The sequence below is a fragment of the Agrococcus sp. TSP3-2-1 genome (assembly GCF_049897585.1).
Taxonomy (GTDB): Bacteria; Actinomycetota; Actinomycetes; order Actinomycetales; family Microbacteriaceae; genus Agrococcus.
Genome location: NZ_JAFCWN010000003.1, coordinates 203,027 through 218,410, shown reverse-complemented (window position 1 = coordinate 218,410; position 15,384 = coordinate 203,027). Strand labels below are relative to the sequence as shown.

14 protein-coding genes are annotated in these 15,384 nt (G+C 75.8%); 9 read left to right on the top strand and 5 right to left on the bottom strand.

The window, feature by feature from the left end; genetic code table 11:
- The first annotated feature begins 8 nt into the window (after nt 1–8).
- Complete coding sequence (thiL, locus tag ACP7BI_RS05790) at nt 9–1,001, top strand: thiamine-phosphate kinase (protein ID WP_425844333.1); 993 nt, start codon at nt 9–11, stop codon at nt 999–1,001.
- Between the two features lie 112 nt (nt 1,002–1,113).
- Here the strand turns inward: thiL and rsmD are convergent, their stop codons facing one another.
- Entirely contained in the window at nt 1,114–1,686 is a 573-nt protein-coding gene (gene rsmD, locus ACP7BI_RS05785) for a 16S rRNA (guanine(966)-N(2))-methyltransferase RsmD (protein ID WP_425844331.1), read from the bottom strand.
- A 71-nt stretch (nt 1,687–1,757) separates the two neighbouring features.
- On the opposite strand from rsmD, the gene ACP7BI_RS05780 reads away from it, so the two are divergent.
- From ACP7BI_RS05780 to cofC, 7 genes are all read left to right on the top strand, one after another.
- Entirely contained in the window at nt 1,758–3,953 is a 2,196-nt protein-coding gene (locus ACP7BI_RS05780; protein ID WP_425844329.1) for an ATP-dependent DNA helicase RecG, read from the top strand.
- A 298-nt stretch (nt 3,954–4,251) separates the two neighbouring features.
- Entirely contained in the window at nt 4,252–4,734 is a 483-nt protein-coding gene (gene coaD, locus ACP7BI_RS05775) for a pantetheine-phosphate adenylyltransferase (RefSeq protein ID WP_425844327.1), read from the top strand.
- Entirely contained in the window at nt 4,731–5,525 is a 795-nt protein-coding gene (gene cofE, locus ACP7BI_RS05770; protein ID WP_425844325.1) for a coenzyme F420-0:L-glutamate ligase, read from the top strand. Before coaD ends, cofE begins: the two co-directional genes overlap by 4 nt.
- Nucleotides 5,515–6,495 carry an AAA family ATPase gene (locus ACP7BI_RS05765; protein WP_425844323.1) on the top strand — a complete coding sequence of 327 codons (981 nt, stop codon included), beginning with the start codon at nt 5,515–5,517 and terminating at the stop codon, nt 6,493–6,495. Before cofE ends, ACP7BI_RS05765 begins: the two co-directional genes overlap by 11 nt.
- Nucleotides 6,495–7,607, top strand: coding sequence for a DUF58 domain-containing protein (locus tag ACP7BI_RS05760; protein ID WP_425844321.1), 1,113 nt, complete (start codon nt 6,495–6,497; stop codon nt 7,605–7,607). Before ACP7BI_RS05765 ends, ACP7BI_RS05760 begins: the two co-directional genes overlap by 1 nt.
- Entirely contained in the window at nt 7,604–9,817 is a 2,214-nt protein-coding gene (locus tag ACP7BI_RS05755) for a transglutaminaseTgpA domain-containing protein (RefSeq protein WP_425844320.1), read from the top strand. The genes ACP7BI_RS05760 and ACP7BI_RS05755 overlap by 4 nt, the downstream gene beginning before the upstream one ends.
- 48 nt (nt 9,818–9,865) lie before the next feature.
- Nucleotides 9,866–10,471 carry a 2-phospho-L-lactate guanylyltransferase gene (gene cofC / locus ACP7BI_RS05750; protein ID WP_425844319.1) on the top strand — a complete coding sequence of 202 codons (606 nt, stop codon included), beginning with the start codon at nt 9,866–9,868 and terminating at the stop codon, nt 10,469–10,471.
- An 11-nt stretch (nt 10,472–10,482) separates the two neighbouring features.
- Here cofC and cofD read toward each other — a convergent pair whose 3' ends face one another.
- Genes cofD through ACP7BI_RS05730 form a run of 4 tightly spaced genes read right to left on the bottom strand, consistent with a single transcriptional unit; the run spans nt 10,483 to nt 14,375 of the window.
- Nucleotides 10,483–11,481 (bottom strand): 2-phospho-L-lactate transferase, encoded by a 999-nt coding sequence (cofD, locus tag ACP7BI_RS05745; RefSeq protein ID WP_425844318.1) that lies wholly within the window; start codon nt 11,479–11,481, stop codon nt 10,483–10,485.
- A 10-nt stretch (nt 11,482–11,491) separates the two neighbouring features.
- Complete coding sequence (locus tag ACP7BI_RS05740; protein ID WP_425844317.1) at nt 11,492–12,304, bottom strand: ABC transporter ATP-binding protein; 813 nt, start codon at nt 12,302–12,304, stop codon at nt 11,492–11,494.
- Complete coding sequence (locus tag ACP7BI_RS05735) at nt 12,301–13,431, bottom strand: iron chelate uptake ABC transporter family permease subunit (protein ID WP_425844315.1); 1,131 nt, start codon at nt 13,429–13,431, stop codon at nt 12,301–12,303. The genes ACP7BI_RS05740 and ACP7BI_RS05735 overlap by 4 nt, the downstream gene beginning before the upstream one ends.
- Complete coding sequence (locus tag ACP7BI_RS05730; protein WP_425844314.1) at nt 13,428–14,375, bottom strand: ABC transporter substrate-binding protein; 948 nt, start codon at nt 14,373–14,375, stop codon at nt 13,428–13,430. Before ACP7BI_RS05730 ends, ACP7BI_RS05735 begins: the two co-directional genes overlap by 4 nt.
- 160 nt (nt 14,376–14,535) lie before the next feature.
- Here ACP7BI_RS05730 and ACP7BI_RS05725 point away from each other — a divergent pair, with 160 nt between their 5' ends.
- The gene (locus ACP7BI_RS05725) at nt 14,536–15,384 is read left to right on the top strand and encodes a nitrilase-related carbon-nitrogen hydrolase (RefSeq protein ID WP_425844312.1); all 849 of its coding nucleotides are present in this window, start codon (nt 14,536–14,538) and stop codon (nt 15,382–15,384) included.

Here is a 15,384-nt window from a genome sequence, read left to right as displayed (position 1 = left end):
TTGCCGGCATGGACGACGCGACGCTGGCCGACGTCGGCGAGCTCGAGGCGCTCCGCCGCTTCCTGCCGCTGCTGCCGGCGGGCGACGCGACGATCGTCGGCCCCGGCGACGACGCCGCGGTCGTGCGCGCGCCCGACGGTCGCTTCGTCGTCACGACCGACACGATGCTCGAGGGCGCCGACCTCCGGCTCGACTGGTCGGAATGGCACGACCTCGGCTGGAAGGCAGTCGCCTCGAACCTCGCCGACATCGCCGCGATGGGCGCCGTGCCCACTTCGCTCGTCGTGGCGCTCGCGGTGCCGCGCGCGACGCGAGTGGCCGACCTCGAGCTGTTCGCGGAGGGCCTCGCCGACGGCATCGCCGCGATGGCTCCCGGCTGCGGCGTCGTCGGCGGCGATCTCGGCACCGCCGAGCGCGTCACGATCGCGGTGACGGCGTTCGGCGACCTGCGGGGCGCGGATGCGGTGCTCCGCTCGGGCGCGCGGGCGGGCGACCGCGTGTGCGTCGTCGGCACCCTCGGCATGTCGGCGACGGGGCTCGGCCGCCTGCTCGCGGCGAGCGGCGCGGCAGGCGGCACGCTCGAGCCCGGCGCCGCTCGGCGACTCGCCGCCGACGACTCGACCGTTCGCCTCCACCTCGCGCCGACCGCGCCCGTCGCGGCGGGAGCCGCGCTCGCTGCGATGGGCGCGAGCGCGATGCTCGACGTCTCCGACGGCCTCGCGCTCGACGCCGCCCGCGTGGCCCGCGCATCCGCCGCCCGCATCGCGCTCGACGGCGCCGCCGTCGACGCGCTCGCGGCCAGGCTGGGCATCGACCGCGACGCGGTGCTCTACGGCGGCGAGGACCACGCGCTGCTCGTCGCCCTGCCCGGGGACATCGACCTCCCGGCCGAGGTCGAGGGCGCGCCGCTCACCGAGCTCGGCGTCGTCGAGACCGGCGAGGGCGTCACCCTCGACGGCGCGCCGCTCGAGCCCCGCGGCTGGGACCCCTACCGCGCCTGACCCCGCGCAGCGGACTCGTTTCGCAGGCGATCCGGGCGATCCGAGGGGGATGTTCCCTCCGCCACCCCGGATCGCCTGCAGAACGGGGTGAGCGCGAAGGGGCAGACGAGGCTCAGCCGTCGACCGTCGTGCCCGCCGTCGCGAGGTAGTGCAGGGTCGTGTCGCCGTAGTCGCGCGCCCGCTCGAGCACGAGGTCGCCCGGCAGGTCGAGGTCGCCCGAGCGCTTCGACTGCTCGACGACGACGACCGCGGGATGCGAGAGCAGCGGCGCGAGCGTCGCGAGCACGAAGCCGATCTCGGCCGGCGGCAGGTCGTACGGCGGGTCGATGAAGACGAGGTCGAACTGCCGCCCCGAGCGCTGCAGGAACTGCGCGACCGAGACCGGCTCGACGACCGCGCGCGCCGCGCCCGCCTTCGCGACCGCCGCGGCGTTCCGCTCCGCGACCTTCGCCGCCGCGCGGTCGCGCTCGACGAGCACGACCGACTCCGCGCCCCGGCTCGCGGCCTCGAGCCCGAGCGCGCCCGAGCCGGCGTAGAGGTCGAGCACGTTCGCGCCGTCGCACAGCCCGCGCGCGTCGAGCGCGCTGAAGATCGCCTCGCGCACGCGCTCCGCCGTCGGGCGCGTGCCGCGCAGCGGCACGTGCAGCCGCAGCCCGCCCGCGAGCCCTCCGATGATGCGCGTCACGGACACATCCTGACGCATGGTGACTGGGGGATGCGCCAGGGCGCGTGGGCGGGAGCGCCTACTCTGGGCGAGTGGTGTCGAAGGCAGCCGGCGGAGCGCTCCCCGAGGGGCTCGAGCGCCCGCTCGAGCGGCTGCTCGGGAAGGCGCAAGCGGGGAAGCTGCATCGCGCGTTCGGGCTCGAGACGGTCGGCGACCTGCTCTGGCACCTCCCGCGCCGCTACGCGAAGCGCGGCGAGCTCACCGAGCTGCGGAGCCTCGTGCCCGGCGAGCACGTCACCGTCGTCGCGAAGGTCCGGAGCGTCGAGACGCGCGACCTGCAGCGCGACGCGCGCGGCCGGCCGCGCAGCCTCACGAGCATCACGATCACCGACGGCTCGAGCGAGCTCGAGCTCGCGTTCTTCAACCAGGCGTGGCGGAAGGCCGAGCTGCACCAGGGCGTCACCGCGCTCTTCTCCGGCGTCGTCGGCGACTACAAGGGCAAGCGGCAGCTGACGCATCCCGACTACGAGCTCTTCGACGAGGAGGCGGGCGTCGACGCCGAGCGCTGGGCGCAGCAGCCCGTGCCGATCTACCCCGCGACGCAATCGCTCGCGACGACGAAGATCCAGGCGATGGTCGCGCAGGCGCTCGACTCGCTCGACGTCGTGCGCGACCCCGTGCCCGCCGAGGTGCGGGCCGAGCACCGGCTCATGTCGCTGCTCGAGGCGCTCCGCATGGCGCACCAGCCCGAGACCGAGCAGGACGCATACCGCGCCCGCCACTCGCTCGCGTGGCAGGAGGCGTTCCTCCTGCAGACCTACCTGCTCGCGACCCGTGCGTGGTTCGACACCCTCCCGACCCAGCCGAGGCATCCGGGTGCCCTGCTCGAGCGCTTCGACGCGGGCCTGCCGTGGCAGCTCACCGACGACCAGCGCGCGGCGGGCGATGCGATCGCCGCCGACCTCGCGAGCGGCACCGCGATGCACCGGCTCGTGCAGGGCGAGGTCGGCTCGGGCAAGACGGTCGTCGCGACGCGCGCGATGCTCACGGTCGCCGAGTCGGGCGGCCAGGCGGCGCTGCTCGCGCCCACCGAGGTGCTCGCGGTGCAGCACCTGCGCTCGATCGTGCGCTCGCTCGGTCCCGAGCTCGCCGCCGAGCTGCAGCCGACGCTCCTCACCGGCCAGATGCCCGCCGCCGACCGCAAGCGCGCGGCGCTCGCGATCGCGGCCGGCTCGGCGCGCATCGTCGTCGGCACGCACGCGCTGCTGAGCGAGCGCACGACCTTCGCCGAGCTCGCGCTCGTCGTCATCGACGAGCAGCACCGCTTCGGCGTCGCCCAGCGCGAGGCGCTGCGGGCGAAGGGCATCCATCCGCACACGCTCGTGCTCACCGCGACGCCGATCCCGCGCACGATCGCGATGACCGCGTTCGGCGATCTCGACGTCTCGACCATCCGATCGCTGCCCGCTGGCCGCAGCCCCATCAAGACCTTCGTCGTCGATCCCGTCGAGCGCCCCGTGCACTTCGGGCGCGTGTGGTCGCGGATGCGCGAGGAGCTCGACGCGGGCCGGCAGGCGTTCGTCGTGTGCCCGGCGATCTCGCCCGGCAAGCTCGAGGGCATCGACCGGAGCGACGACGAGGCGGATGCGTCGGCGGGCGCGAGACCGCTGCCTCCCGTCGACGACGTGACCACGACGCTCGCGCGGCTGCGCGAGCGGCCGGAGCTGCGGGGCAAGGTGCTCGCGCAGCTCACCGGCGCCGACACGACGGAGCAGAAGGATGCGGTCATGCGCGCGTTCCGCGATCGCGAGATCGACGTGCTCGTCGCCACGACGGTCATCGAGGTCGGCGTCGACGTGCCCAACGCGACGATGATGGTCGTGCTCTCGGCCGATCGCTTCGGCGTCTCGCAGCTGCACCAGCTGCGCGGCCGCGTCGGCCGCGGCGAGCACGCGGCGCTGTGCATGCTCGTCTCCTCGGTCGATCCCGAGAGCCCGGCGCGCGAGCGGCTCGAGGCGGTCGCCTCGACCCTCGACGGCTTCGAGCTCGCCGAGGTCGACCTCGAGCAGCGCGGCGAGGGCGACGTGCTCGGCGCCGCGCAGTCGGGCGGCCGCAGCGGGCTCAAGGTGCTGCGGGTCGCGCGCGACGCCGGCATCATCGAGGCCGCGCGCGACGCCGCCCGCGCGGTGCTCGACGCCGACCCGAAGCTGCTCGCGAACCCGGCGCTGCGGCTCGCGGTCGACCGGCGGCTCGACCCCGACGCCCGAGCGGCGCTCGTGACGGCGTAGCGCCCTCCGCTCCCTGAGCCGGCCCGCCCCTCCGCTCCCTGAGCCGGCCCGCCCCTCCGCTCCCTTCGACACGGTCCGCGCCGAAGGCGCAGACCGTGTCGAAGGGTCCCCGCCCATGCCGCGCCTCTCCGCGGACCCGATCTCGCGCGGCGGACCCCGAATATCGGGTCCGCGTGCCGGGGCGGGGTCCGCGAACGATCCCGACGCAGCGACGTTCCCGCCCATGCCGCGCCTATGCATCCGCACCCTCGCCCTCCGCGCGGCGTCCGCGCACTCGTCTGCCTTATAGGCTGGCGACATGCCTCGCATCGCCGTCGTGCCCGGTTCGTTCGACCCTGTCACCCTGGGTCACCTCGACGTCATCGGGCGAGCCGCGAAGATCTTCGACGAGGTGCACGTCGTCGTGACGCACAACCCCGACAAGCACGCGTTCCTGCCGGTCGTCGAGCGCGAGGCGCTCATCGAGCGCTCGATCGAGGAGGCCCGCGTCGAGGGTGAGATCCGCATCGCGAACTGGTCGATGGGCCTGCTCGTCGACTACTGCCAGCAAGTGGGCGCCGAGGTGCTCGTCAAGGGCATCCGCTCGTCGACCGACCTCTCGTACGAGACGCCGATGTCGATCGTGAACCGCAACCTCGCCGGCGTCGAGACGATCTTCATGCTCCCGAACCCCGAGAACGCGCACGTCTCGTCGAGCCTCGTGCGACAGGTCTCGGAGCTCGGCGGCGACATCAGCCCCTACGTGCCGCGGGCGGTCGCCACCTTCCTGCAGTCGCGATGAGCGAGCCCGACCTCGAGCTGCGGGCCGTGCGGGGGATGGGCGAGATCCGTCCCGGCGACGACCTGCCGGCGCTCGTCGCCGACGCGATCGCGCCGCTCGAGCCGCAGGGCGGCGACATCGTCGTCGTCACGAGCAAGGTCGTCTCGAAGGCCGAGGGACGCATCCGCCCCGCCTCCGAGCGCGAGCAGGCGATCACCGAGGAGTCGGTGCGGCTCGTCGCCTCCCGCGCCTTCCCCGGCGGCATCACCCGCATCGTCGAGCACCGCTCGGGCCTCGTGCTCGCCGCGGCGGGTGTCGATGCGTCGAACACCGACGACGGCACGATCCTGCTCCTCCCGGAGGACTCGGATGCGTCGGCGCGCGCGATCGCCGAGCGGCTGCGGTCGCGCTTCGGTGCCGAGATCGGCGTGGTCGTGAGCGACACCCTCGGCCGCGCGTGGCGCGTCGGCCAGACCGACGTCGCGATCGGCGCCGCGGGCATCCGCGTGCTCGAGCCGCTCACGGGCACGCTCGACGCGAGCGGCAGGCCGCTCACCGTCACCGCGCCGGCGATCGCCGACGAGATCGCGGGCGCGGCCGACCTCGTCGCGGGCAAGGCCGACGGCGTGCCGGTCGTGCTCGTGCGGGGCCTCGGCCGGCACGTCACCGCCCTCGAGGAGCCCGGCGCGACGCGGCTCGTGCGGCGCGAGGGCGACATGTTCCACCTCGGCTCCGACGAGGCCTATCGGCTCGGGCGCGAGGCGGGCAGGATCGACGCATTGGCAGAGGCGGGAGCTGCGCATGACGGCTGAGGGGCGCGAGGCGCACGTGCTCGAGCACGTGCCCGACCTGCCGATGGCGGCCGGCGAGCGCATCCAGCGCGCCGTGCAGAGCGTCATCTCGGGCAAGACCGACGAGATCCGCACGGTGCTCACGGTGCTGCTCGCCGAGGGCCACGTGCTGCTCGAGGACGTGCCGGGCGTCGGCAAGACGCAGCTCGCCCGCGCCTTCGCCGCCGCGATCGGCGGCACCGTGCGGCGCATCCAGTGCACGCCCGATCTGCTGCCGAGCGACATCACCGGCATGTCGGTGCTCGACCGCGCGAGCGGGGAGCTGCGCTTCCAGCCCGGGCCGGTCTTCGCCAACATCGTCATCGCCGACGAGATCAACCGCGCGAGCCCCAAGACGCAAGCGGCGCTGCTCGAGTGCATGGCCGAGGGGCAAGTGACGGTCGACGGCGTCACGCACGTGCTGCCGAGGCCGTTCCTCGTCGTCGCGACGCAGAACCCCATCGACATGGAGGGCACGTACGCGCTGCCCGAGGCGCAGCGCGACCGCTTCATGGTGCGGCTCGAGCTCGGCTACCCCGACGAGGGTGCCGAGCTCGCGATGGTGCAGGCCCGCGAGACGGCGCAGCCGCTCGACGCCGTGCGGCCCGTGACGACCGAGGAGCAGTTCTCGGCCGAGATCGCGGCCGCCCACGCGGTGCGCGCGCACGAGCTCGTCGAGCGCTACGCCGTGCGGCTCGCGCGCGCGACGCGCGAGCACACCGACGTGCGGCTCGGCGCGAGCCCGCGCGCGACGCTGCAGCTCGTCCGGGCGGCGAAGGCGCGCGCCCACCTGCTCGGCCGCGACTGGCTCTCGCCCGACGACGTCAAGGCGCTCGCGCAGCACGTGCTGCCGCACCACCTCGTGATGCACGACCCGCGCGCTCGCCACGACGACGCGCGCGCCGTCGTCGCGCACGCGATCGCCTCCACCGTCGCGCCCGTCATGCGCTGATGGCCGCGCGCTCGGGCCGGGCCGCGAAGGATCGGTCGAGGTCGCGCCTCACCCCGCGCGGCTTCGTGCTCGTGCTCGTCGGGCTCAGCCTCGTGCTCGCGGCCTACTGGGAGCGGCAGGTCGTGCTGCTCGTGCCGGCGGCGCTGTGCCTCGGCGTCGTCGCGCTCGGGCTGTGGTGGGCGATCGGCGCGGTCGGCCGCGTGCGGCTCGGCGTGCCCGGCGTCATCGCCGAGGGGCAGTCGGCGACGATCCGGATCGTGGGGGATGCGCGGCAGGTCGGCGCGCGCTGGTCGACGTGGGCACCCGGTCCCGAGCGCTTCCTGCTGCTCGAGGGAGACCTCGGCGAGCCGGCGCAGGCGTCGGTCGACCTCGGCGTGCATCCGCGCGGCCGCTGGCGGCTCGCGCCGGTCGAGGTGACGACCCTCGACCCGTTCCGCGTCGTGCGCACGACGCGCTCGATCGATCCGCGCGCGAGCCTCGTCGTCGGGCCGGAGGTGCTCTCGGTCGCCTCGAGCGAGCTGCGCTCGAACCGCACCGAGGGCCGGCTCGCGCAGTCGCGCACGGCCGACGAGGTCGACGCGATGGTGCGCGAGTGGCGGCCGGGCGATCCGCAGCGCCGCGTGCACTGGCGGCAGAGCGCGAAGCGCGGCGAGCTCATGGTGCGGCAGGAGGCGAACCCCGCGACCGACGACGACATCGTCGTCGTCGACACCGCGCGCGCCGCGGGCCGCGGCCGCGACGCCGAGGACCGGCTCGCGCGCGCCGCGTGCTCGATCGCGCTCGCGCTCGCGGGCCGCGACCGCGCCGTGCAGGTGAGGGAGACGGGGGAGCCGTCGCTCCCGGCGGCGGACTGGCGTGACCTCCGCTCGGCGCTCGCGGCCTTCGCGTCGTTCGAGGCGCACGCCGCCGACGAGCCGCGGCCGATGGACGCCGACGCGGCGCACGTCGTCGCGCTCGAGGAGGCCTCCCCCGAGGGGTGGTCGCTCGCGCCCGGCACGACGCTGTGGCTCGTCGCGCGCCCGGGCGACCCGCCGCGGCGCATCTCCGCCGGCTCCCGCGTCGCCGTGCACCGCTGGATCGATCGCGCCGGCCCCGTGCGGGAGCTCGCGTGAGCGCCGCTGCCACCGGGCGGGCGCCCTCGAGCTCCACCGCGCGCATCCACGCCGGCCCCGTCGAGACGACGGCGCTCGCTGTGCTCCCGATCGCCTGGCTGTGGTCGACGGGCACCGTGCTCGAGGACGACTGGCTGCTGCCCGTGCTCGGCGCCGTGCTCACGATGGCGCTCGTCGCCGCGCTCGCCCGCACGCTCATGCCCGCGTTCGCCGCGACCGGCGTCGCCGCGCTCGTCGGCGTCGGCTGGATCACCGCGCTCTCGGCGCCCGACGAGGCGCTCCTCGGGGTCATCCCGACCCCGGAGTCGGTCGGCGTCTCGATGACCGCGATCGGCGAGGGCGTGCAGGCGATCGCGTGGGCGCTCCGCACGCCGATCGAGGTCGAGGGGGCGGTGCTCGCCGCGGTCGTCGCGGGTGCGGTCGCGCTCGCGCTCGGCGTCGACCTGCTCGGCCACGCGATGCGGCTGCCGGCGATCGCGGTGCTCATCGCCGCCGCGCCGCTCCTGCTGCCGATCGCCTTCCGCGCCGACATCCCGTGGTGGCACGCGCTCCCGGGGGTCGCCGCGGCGGCGCTCGCGCTCGCGGCCCCCGCGATCGACGAGCGCGTCGCGATCGGGCGCGGATGGGTCGCCCCCCTCGCGCTCGTCGGCGTCGCCGCGGTGCTCGCGGCGGCCGTGCCGCTCGTCGCACCGAGCCCGCGCGACGTCGCGCTCGACCTGCCGACGCTCGAGGAGCTGCTGCGCTCGCCGACGCCCGTGCTGCAGACCGACATCGACCTCGGCGACGAGCTGCGGCGGCCGGAGGCCCGGCAGGTCTTCACCTACTCGACGAGCGACGGGCTGCCGACCGTCACGCGCCTCATGACGCTGCCCGAGGCGGGCGAGGCCGGGTTCCGCCAGGTCGCGCCGACCGCGGGCACTCCCGAGATCCTCGTCGAGGGCGCCGACCTCGGCGCACCGATGCAGCTCACCGTGCGCATGAGCCCCGTGCGCGCCGAGAGCCTGCCGACCCCGGAGCGCGTCGCCGGCGCGACGGCTCCCGAGGGCGCGCACTGGGACGACGCGAACGACGCGCTGCGCATCGAGGGCAGCGTCGACACCGACGGGCTCGAGTTCACGTCCTCGGGCACGCGCTCGCCCGAGCTCGCGAGCCTCGTCGGCGACGCGTCGACGGGTCACGACGAGCTGCTCCTCCTGCCCGAGGCCGCCGAGTCGATCCGCGAGCTGGGCGGCTCGCTCGTGACGGCCGAGATGGGCGCGGCCGACCGCATCCGCGCCGTGCACGCCTACATGACGACGGGCGTGTGGGACTACTCCGAGCAGCTCGACCTGCCGGGGTTCGCGGGCGCCTCGGGCGACGGCTGGGAGGCGCTCGAGGGCTTCCTCGAGACGCGCAGCGGCTACTGCGTGCACTACGCGAGCGCGACCGGGGCGCTGCTGCGGGGCGCCGGTGTGCCCGCGCGCGTCGTCGTCGGCTTCCTGCCGGGCGACGAGATCACCGGCGGGCGCTCGGTCACGACCAACCACATGCACGCGTGGGCCGAGGCGTGGGTCGACGGCGCCGGCTGGGTGCGGGTCGAGACGACGCCCGGCGCCGGCACGGGCCAGGCGAGCCCCGAGGGCGACGAGCAGACGCAGGAGCCGACGCCCACGCCGGCCGAGACGGCGGCGCCCACCCCGACGCCGAGCGCGACGCAGAGCGCCGCCCCGTCGCTCGCCCCGAGCGACTCGCCCACGCCGACGGCGCCCGGCGCGGGCGAGCCCGGCGCGAGCGCGATCGACTGGGCGGTGCTGCGGCCGTGGCTCATCGGCGCGGGCGTGGCGCTGCTGCTCGCCCTCCCGTGGCTCGTGCGGCGAGCGCAGCGCGCCGTGCGGCTGCGGCGCGGGGCGCCGGGCGGCTGGCAGGAGCTGCGCGCGGCGCTCGCCGACGCCGGCGCGCGGCTGCCGGCCTCGGCCACGCCGGGCGAGGTGCAGGCGGCGATCGGCGCGCGCATCGGTGGCGACGTCGAGGCGCGGAGCGCCGCGGATCGCGTGCGGCTCGCGGCCGAGCGAGCCGTCTTCGACGCCGGGCCGCGCGCGCGAGGCGCGGTCAACGCCGACGTGCGGCTCGTGGCGCGCGCGCTCGCGCGCTCGCAGCCGCTGTGGCGCCGCGCGCTCACGACGGCGCTGCCGCCGAGCCTCGCGCGCGTCGTCCCGCCGATCGAGGCGTGAGACCCGCTTCGAGCGGCGGCGCATCCGGCGCGACGTAGGCTGGGCCTCGTGCAGTGGTCGATCGTCATCCCCGTCAAGGGCGCGATCGGCAAGTCGCGCCTCGCGGCGGGCGACGCGCGCGCGGCGCTCGCGGTCGCGTTCGCCCGCGACGCCATCACGGCCGCGTGCCGGAGCGCATCCGCCGATCAGGTCATCGTCGTGACGTGCGACCCGGCGGTCACGGAGGGGCTCGAGCGCGTGCGCGTCGTCGACGACCCGAGCGGCGGCCTGCTCGCGGCGATCGACGCGGGACTCTCGACGATCGACCCCGCGGCGCCCGCGGCCGTGCTGCTCGGCGACCTGCCGGCGCTCACGCCCGACGAGCTCGACGCCGCGCTCGCGCTCGCCGAGCGGGAGCACCGGGCGTTCGTGCCCGACGCGATCGCGGTCGGCACGACGATGCTCACGGCGACGCGGGCGGATGCGCTGCGGCCGCGATTCGGACCGGGCTCGGCCGAGCGGCACCGGCAAGCGGGGCACGTCGAGCTGCCCATCGCGCCGGGCTCGGGGCTGCGGCTCGACGTCGACGAGCTCGCCGACCTGCACACCGCGCTCGACGCGGGCGTCGGCCCGCACACGCGCGCGGTGCTCGCGCAGGCATCGCTGCCGGCCTAGGGCAGGCCGGCTCAGTCGGCAACCGGAGGCGTGGGGCGCGCGCCGCGCACCCGCTCCGCGAGCGCGAGCGCCTCGGCCGCGACCTGCCGCGCGGGGCCGCCCGGCGTCAGCAGCAGCGGCCGCGCCTCGGCGACGATCCCGAGCTCGGCGAGCGCGCCGATCGAGCCGGCGTCCTCCTCCGCGAGCAGCCAGCCGTCGAGCAGGCCACCCGCCCGACGCGCGCCGTAGTGCGCGGCGACCGCAGCCGCATCCGCCTCGACCCCGATCACCTGCAGGCACGTCGCGGCCATGCCGCGCAGCGCCTTGCCCGCGATGATCGGCGCGACGCCGACGACGGGTGCCGCCGCCGTCTCGAGCGCGTCGCGCACGCCCGGGATGCCGAGGATCGTGCCGATCGAGACGACGGGGTTCGACGGCGCGATGAGCAGCACGTCGGCGGCCGCGATCGCGTCGCGCGCGGCGTGCGAGATGCGCGAGCGCTCGAGCCCGTGCTGCACGAAGCGGCGCGCGGGCAGCTCGGCGCGCGTGCGCACCCACCACTCCTCGAAGTGGATGACGCCCTCTTCGGTCACGACGTGCGTCGGCACCTCGTCGTTCGTGACGGGCAGCAGCCGCGCGCCGAGATCCCAGCGCGCCGAGAGCCGCGCGGTCGCCTCGGTGAGGCTCGCGCCGTCGCGCAGCATCGACGTGCGCGCGAGGTGCGTGCCGAGGTCGAGGTCGCCGAGCGTGAACCACGGCCAGCCGACGCCGTAGGCGGCGAGCTCCGCGGCGACGCGCTCGCTCTCTCCCGCGCGACCCCAGCCGCGCTCGGTGTCGCCGACGCCCGCGAGCGCGTACAGGAGCGAGTCGAGGTCGGGGCAGACCTTGACGCCCGCGAGCCACATGTCGTCGCCGACGTTCGCGACGACCGTGATCTCCGCGGCGTCGCCGTGCAGCGCGCGCGCCGCCTCCCGCAGCCCGAGGGCGAAGCGGGCGCCACCGACGCCGCCGGCGAGCACCGTGATCCTCATGAGGTGATCCTCATGAGGCCATCCTCCGATAGCGGATCGCCACTCCGCCAGGGCGCGCGTCGATGTCGGCGTCGACGCCGTAGACGGCGCGGATGCGCTCGGGCGTCAGCACGTCGGACGGCGCACCGCTCGCGACGACCCGGCCACGGTCGACGAGCACGACGCGGTCGGCGTGGGTCGCGGCGAGGGCGAGGTCGTGCACGGTCATGACGACGGGGCGGTCGAGCGCGAGGCGGCGGACGAGCTCGAGCAGCTCGAGCTGCCACGCGACGTCGAGGTGGTTCGTCGGCTCGTCGAGCAGCAGCAGGCCGGGGTCGCCGCCCGACTGCTGTGCGAGGGCGCGCGCGAGGTGCACGCGCTGCAGCTCGCCGCCCGAGAGCTCGGCGAGCGGGCGCTCGGCGAGCGCCATCGCGCCCGCCGCGTCGAGTGCCGCCGCGACGTGCCGGTCGTCGCCGAGCGCGAAGCCGAGCATCCGGTGGTGCGGGGTGCGGCCGAGCCGCACCGCCTCCCGCGCCGTGAGCTGCGGCGCGCCGTCGGCGAGCTGCTCGACGAGCGCGACGCGCCTCGCCCGCTCGCGCCCGGGCAGCGCGTCGAGGCGCTCGCCGCCGAGCAGCACGCGGCCGGTCCGCTCGGCGCGCTCGGGCACGACGCCCGCGATCGCCCGCAGCATCGTCGACTTGCCGGCGCCGTTCGGGCCGACGAGCGCCGTCAGCCGCCCCGCGGGCGCAGTCCACGACGCGTCGTCGACGAGCGCGCGGCCGCGCACCCGCACCGAGAGCGACTCGACCTCGAGGGCTGCGCCCCCGGGGAGCGGGCCGCTCACGTGCGCACCCGTCCAGAGAGCATGAGCGCCGCGAACACCGGGGCGCCGATGAGCGCCGTGACGATCCCGACCGGCAGCTCGCGCGGGTCGAACGCCGCGCGCGCGACGGTGTCGCTCACGAGCAGCACGAGCGCGCCCGCGAGCGCCGCGAGCGGCAGCAGCCGCGCGTGCGCCGCGCCGACCGCGAGCCGCACCGCGTGCGGCACGACGAGCCCGACGAAGCCGATCGCGCCCGAGACCGACACGAGCACGCCCGTCACGAGTGCGCACGCGACGAGCAGCGCCCAGCGCGTGCGCCGCGCGTCGACGCCGAGCGCGCCCGCCGCGGCGTCGCCGAGCGCGAGCGCGTCGAGCAGCCGCCCGGTCGGCAGCAGCGCGAGCGCGAGCCCCGCACCGACGAGCGCGATGACGGCCGTCGGCCACGTGATCGCGGCGAGCGAGCCGAGCAGCCACGCGAGGATCTCGCGGTAGGCGTCGCCGTCGGCGCCCCAGAAGATGACGAGGCTCACGAGCGCGCTCGCGGCGGATGCGACCACGACGCCCGCGAGCACGGTGCGCGTCGGGGTGGTGCCGCCCGCGGCCGCGGCGAGCCCGAGCGTCGCGAGCAGCGCCGCGAGCGCGCCGACGAACGCGGCGACCGGCAGCAGCACGCCGAGCCCGGCGATGAGCACGAGCACCGCGCCGACCGACGCGCCGGAGGAGACGCCGAGCAGGTAGGGGTCGGCGAGCGGGTTGCGCACGAGCGCTTGCATGATCGCGCCGACGATCGCGAGCCCCGCGCCGACCGCGCACGCCGCGAGCGCCCGGGGGAGCCGGAGGTCGACGACGATCGCGTCGTCGACGGCGCCGAGCGGCGACTCGCCGATGCCGAGCCGCGCGAGGATCGCGCCGAGCGCCTCGAGCGCGCCGATGCCGGCGGGGCCGGCGCTCGCCGCGACCGCGATCGCGACGACGAGCAGCCCGCCGAGCGCGAGCGCGAGCAGCGGCGCTGGGCTACGACGCCGCCGGGGCCCGCGGGTCAGCTCTGTGGCGATCGGCGCTTCGGCGCCAGCCGTGGCAGCCGATGCCCGCACATCTGCGGCAGCGGGGCGCTCGCGGCCGGCGGCCGGCTGCTCGGTGCGCGTCATCCGAGCCCCAGCTCCCGCACCTCGCGCGCAACGAGGGCCGCCGCATCCACCGTCCCGACGCCCGCCTCCGCCATCGGGAAGGGCACGATCACGAAGCGGTCCTCGCGCACCGCCTCGAGCGCAGCGGTCGCGGGGTTCGCGCGCAGCCGCTCGAGCTTCGACGCGGCCGTGTGCCACGGCGCGTCGACGAGCACTATGACGTCGGGGTCGCTCGCCGCGACCGCCTCCCACGAGAGCGTCGCCCAGCCGTCGTCGAGGTCGCTCGCGACGTTGTCGAGGCCCGCGGTCTCGAGCACGAGCTGCGGGGCGCCCGAGCCGCCGCCGACGTAGGGCGCGTCCTCGCCGGACGAGTACCAGAGCGCGGTCGGCGCACCCTCGAGCGGCTCGATCGCCGCGAGCGCCGCGCGCTGCTCGTCGACGAGGTCGCCGCCCGCCTCCGGCACGCCGAGCATGGCGGCCGCGCCGCCGAGCTCGGCGAAGAGCCCCTCCCAGTCGAGCCGCGGCACGTCGGTCGACCAGCACGCGGCGGGGGAGACCCACGTCGTCACGCCGAGCTCGTGCAGCTGCGCGCGGTCGCCGATCGCCTCGGGCGCGAACGCCGACTCCCAGCCCGCGACGATCGCGTCGGGCTCGAGGGCGAGCACGGCCTCGCGCGAGGGCATGCCGTCGATCGTCGGCGCGTCGGCGCCCTCGAGCGGCCCGTCGAGGAACGCGGTCGCGACGAGCGCGTCGCCGAGCCCGAGCGCGACGACGAGCTCGGCAGCGGTCGACTTCACCGCGACGATGCGCTCCGCGGGCGCCGGCAGCGGGAAGACCTCGGCGTCGCAGTTCGGGGTCGCGGCGCTGACCTCGAGCGTCGCTTCGGGCTCGGCGGGGGGCGCGGCGCAACCGGCGAGCAGCAGGGCGGCGACGATCGTCGAGACGAGAGCGGGGCGGCGGGACACTTCAGTCTCCTCGGGCAGGCTGGCGCGAACGGTGTGCATGGGTCCGCGCGCGGAGGTGATGCCCGGCGCTTGACCACTGTAGCCCCGCCCAGCAGACTCAGGGCACCGTCGCTCGGCTGCGGATGCGCTGCCGTCGGCACTGAGGAGAGTCGAGGGAACCATGACCATGGTCCGTGCAGCGATCACCCAGACCACCTGGACCGGTGACAAGGCATCCATGCTCGATCGCCACGAGGCCTTCATGCGCGAGGCCGCCGAGCAGGGCGCGCAGGTCATCTGCTTCCAGGAGCTCTTCTACGGCCCCTACTTCGGCATCACGCAGGACAAGCGGTACTACGCCTACGCCGAGCCGGCCGACGGCCCGATCGTGCAGCGCTTCGCGAGGCTCGCGAAGGAGCTCGGCATGGTCGCGATCCTGCCGATCTACGAGGAGGAGCAGACGGGCGTCTACTACAACTCCGCCGTCGCCGTCGACGCCGACGGCTCCATCCTCGGCACCTATCGCAAGCACCACCTGCCGCACCTCGACCGCTTCTGGGAGAAGTTCTACTTCCGGCCCGGCAACCTCGGCTACCCGGTCTTCGACACCGCCGTCGGCAAGCTCGGCGTGTATATCTGCTACGACCGCCACTTCCCCGAGGGCTGGCGCGAGCTCGGGCTCGCGGGCGCCCACATGGTCTTCAACCCGAACGCGACGAAACCGGGCCTCTCGAACCGGCTGTGGGAGATCGAGGGCCCGGCCGCGGCGGTCGCGAACGGCTACTTCGTGCTGCAACCCAATCGCGTCGGCCGCGAGGACAACGAGTACGGCGAGCTCGCGGTCGACTTCTACGGCACGAGCCAGGTGATCGACCCGCGCGGCAACTTCGTCGGCGAGCGCGGCTCCGAGGCGAGCGAGGAGCTGCTGATCCGCGACCTCGAGATGGATGCGGTGAGGCAGATGCGCGATGACTGGCAGTTCTACCGCGACCGCAGGCCCGACTCGTACACCCGGATCGCGAAGCCGTAG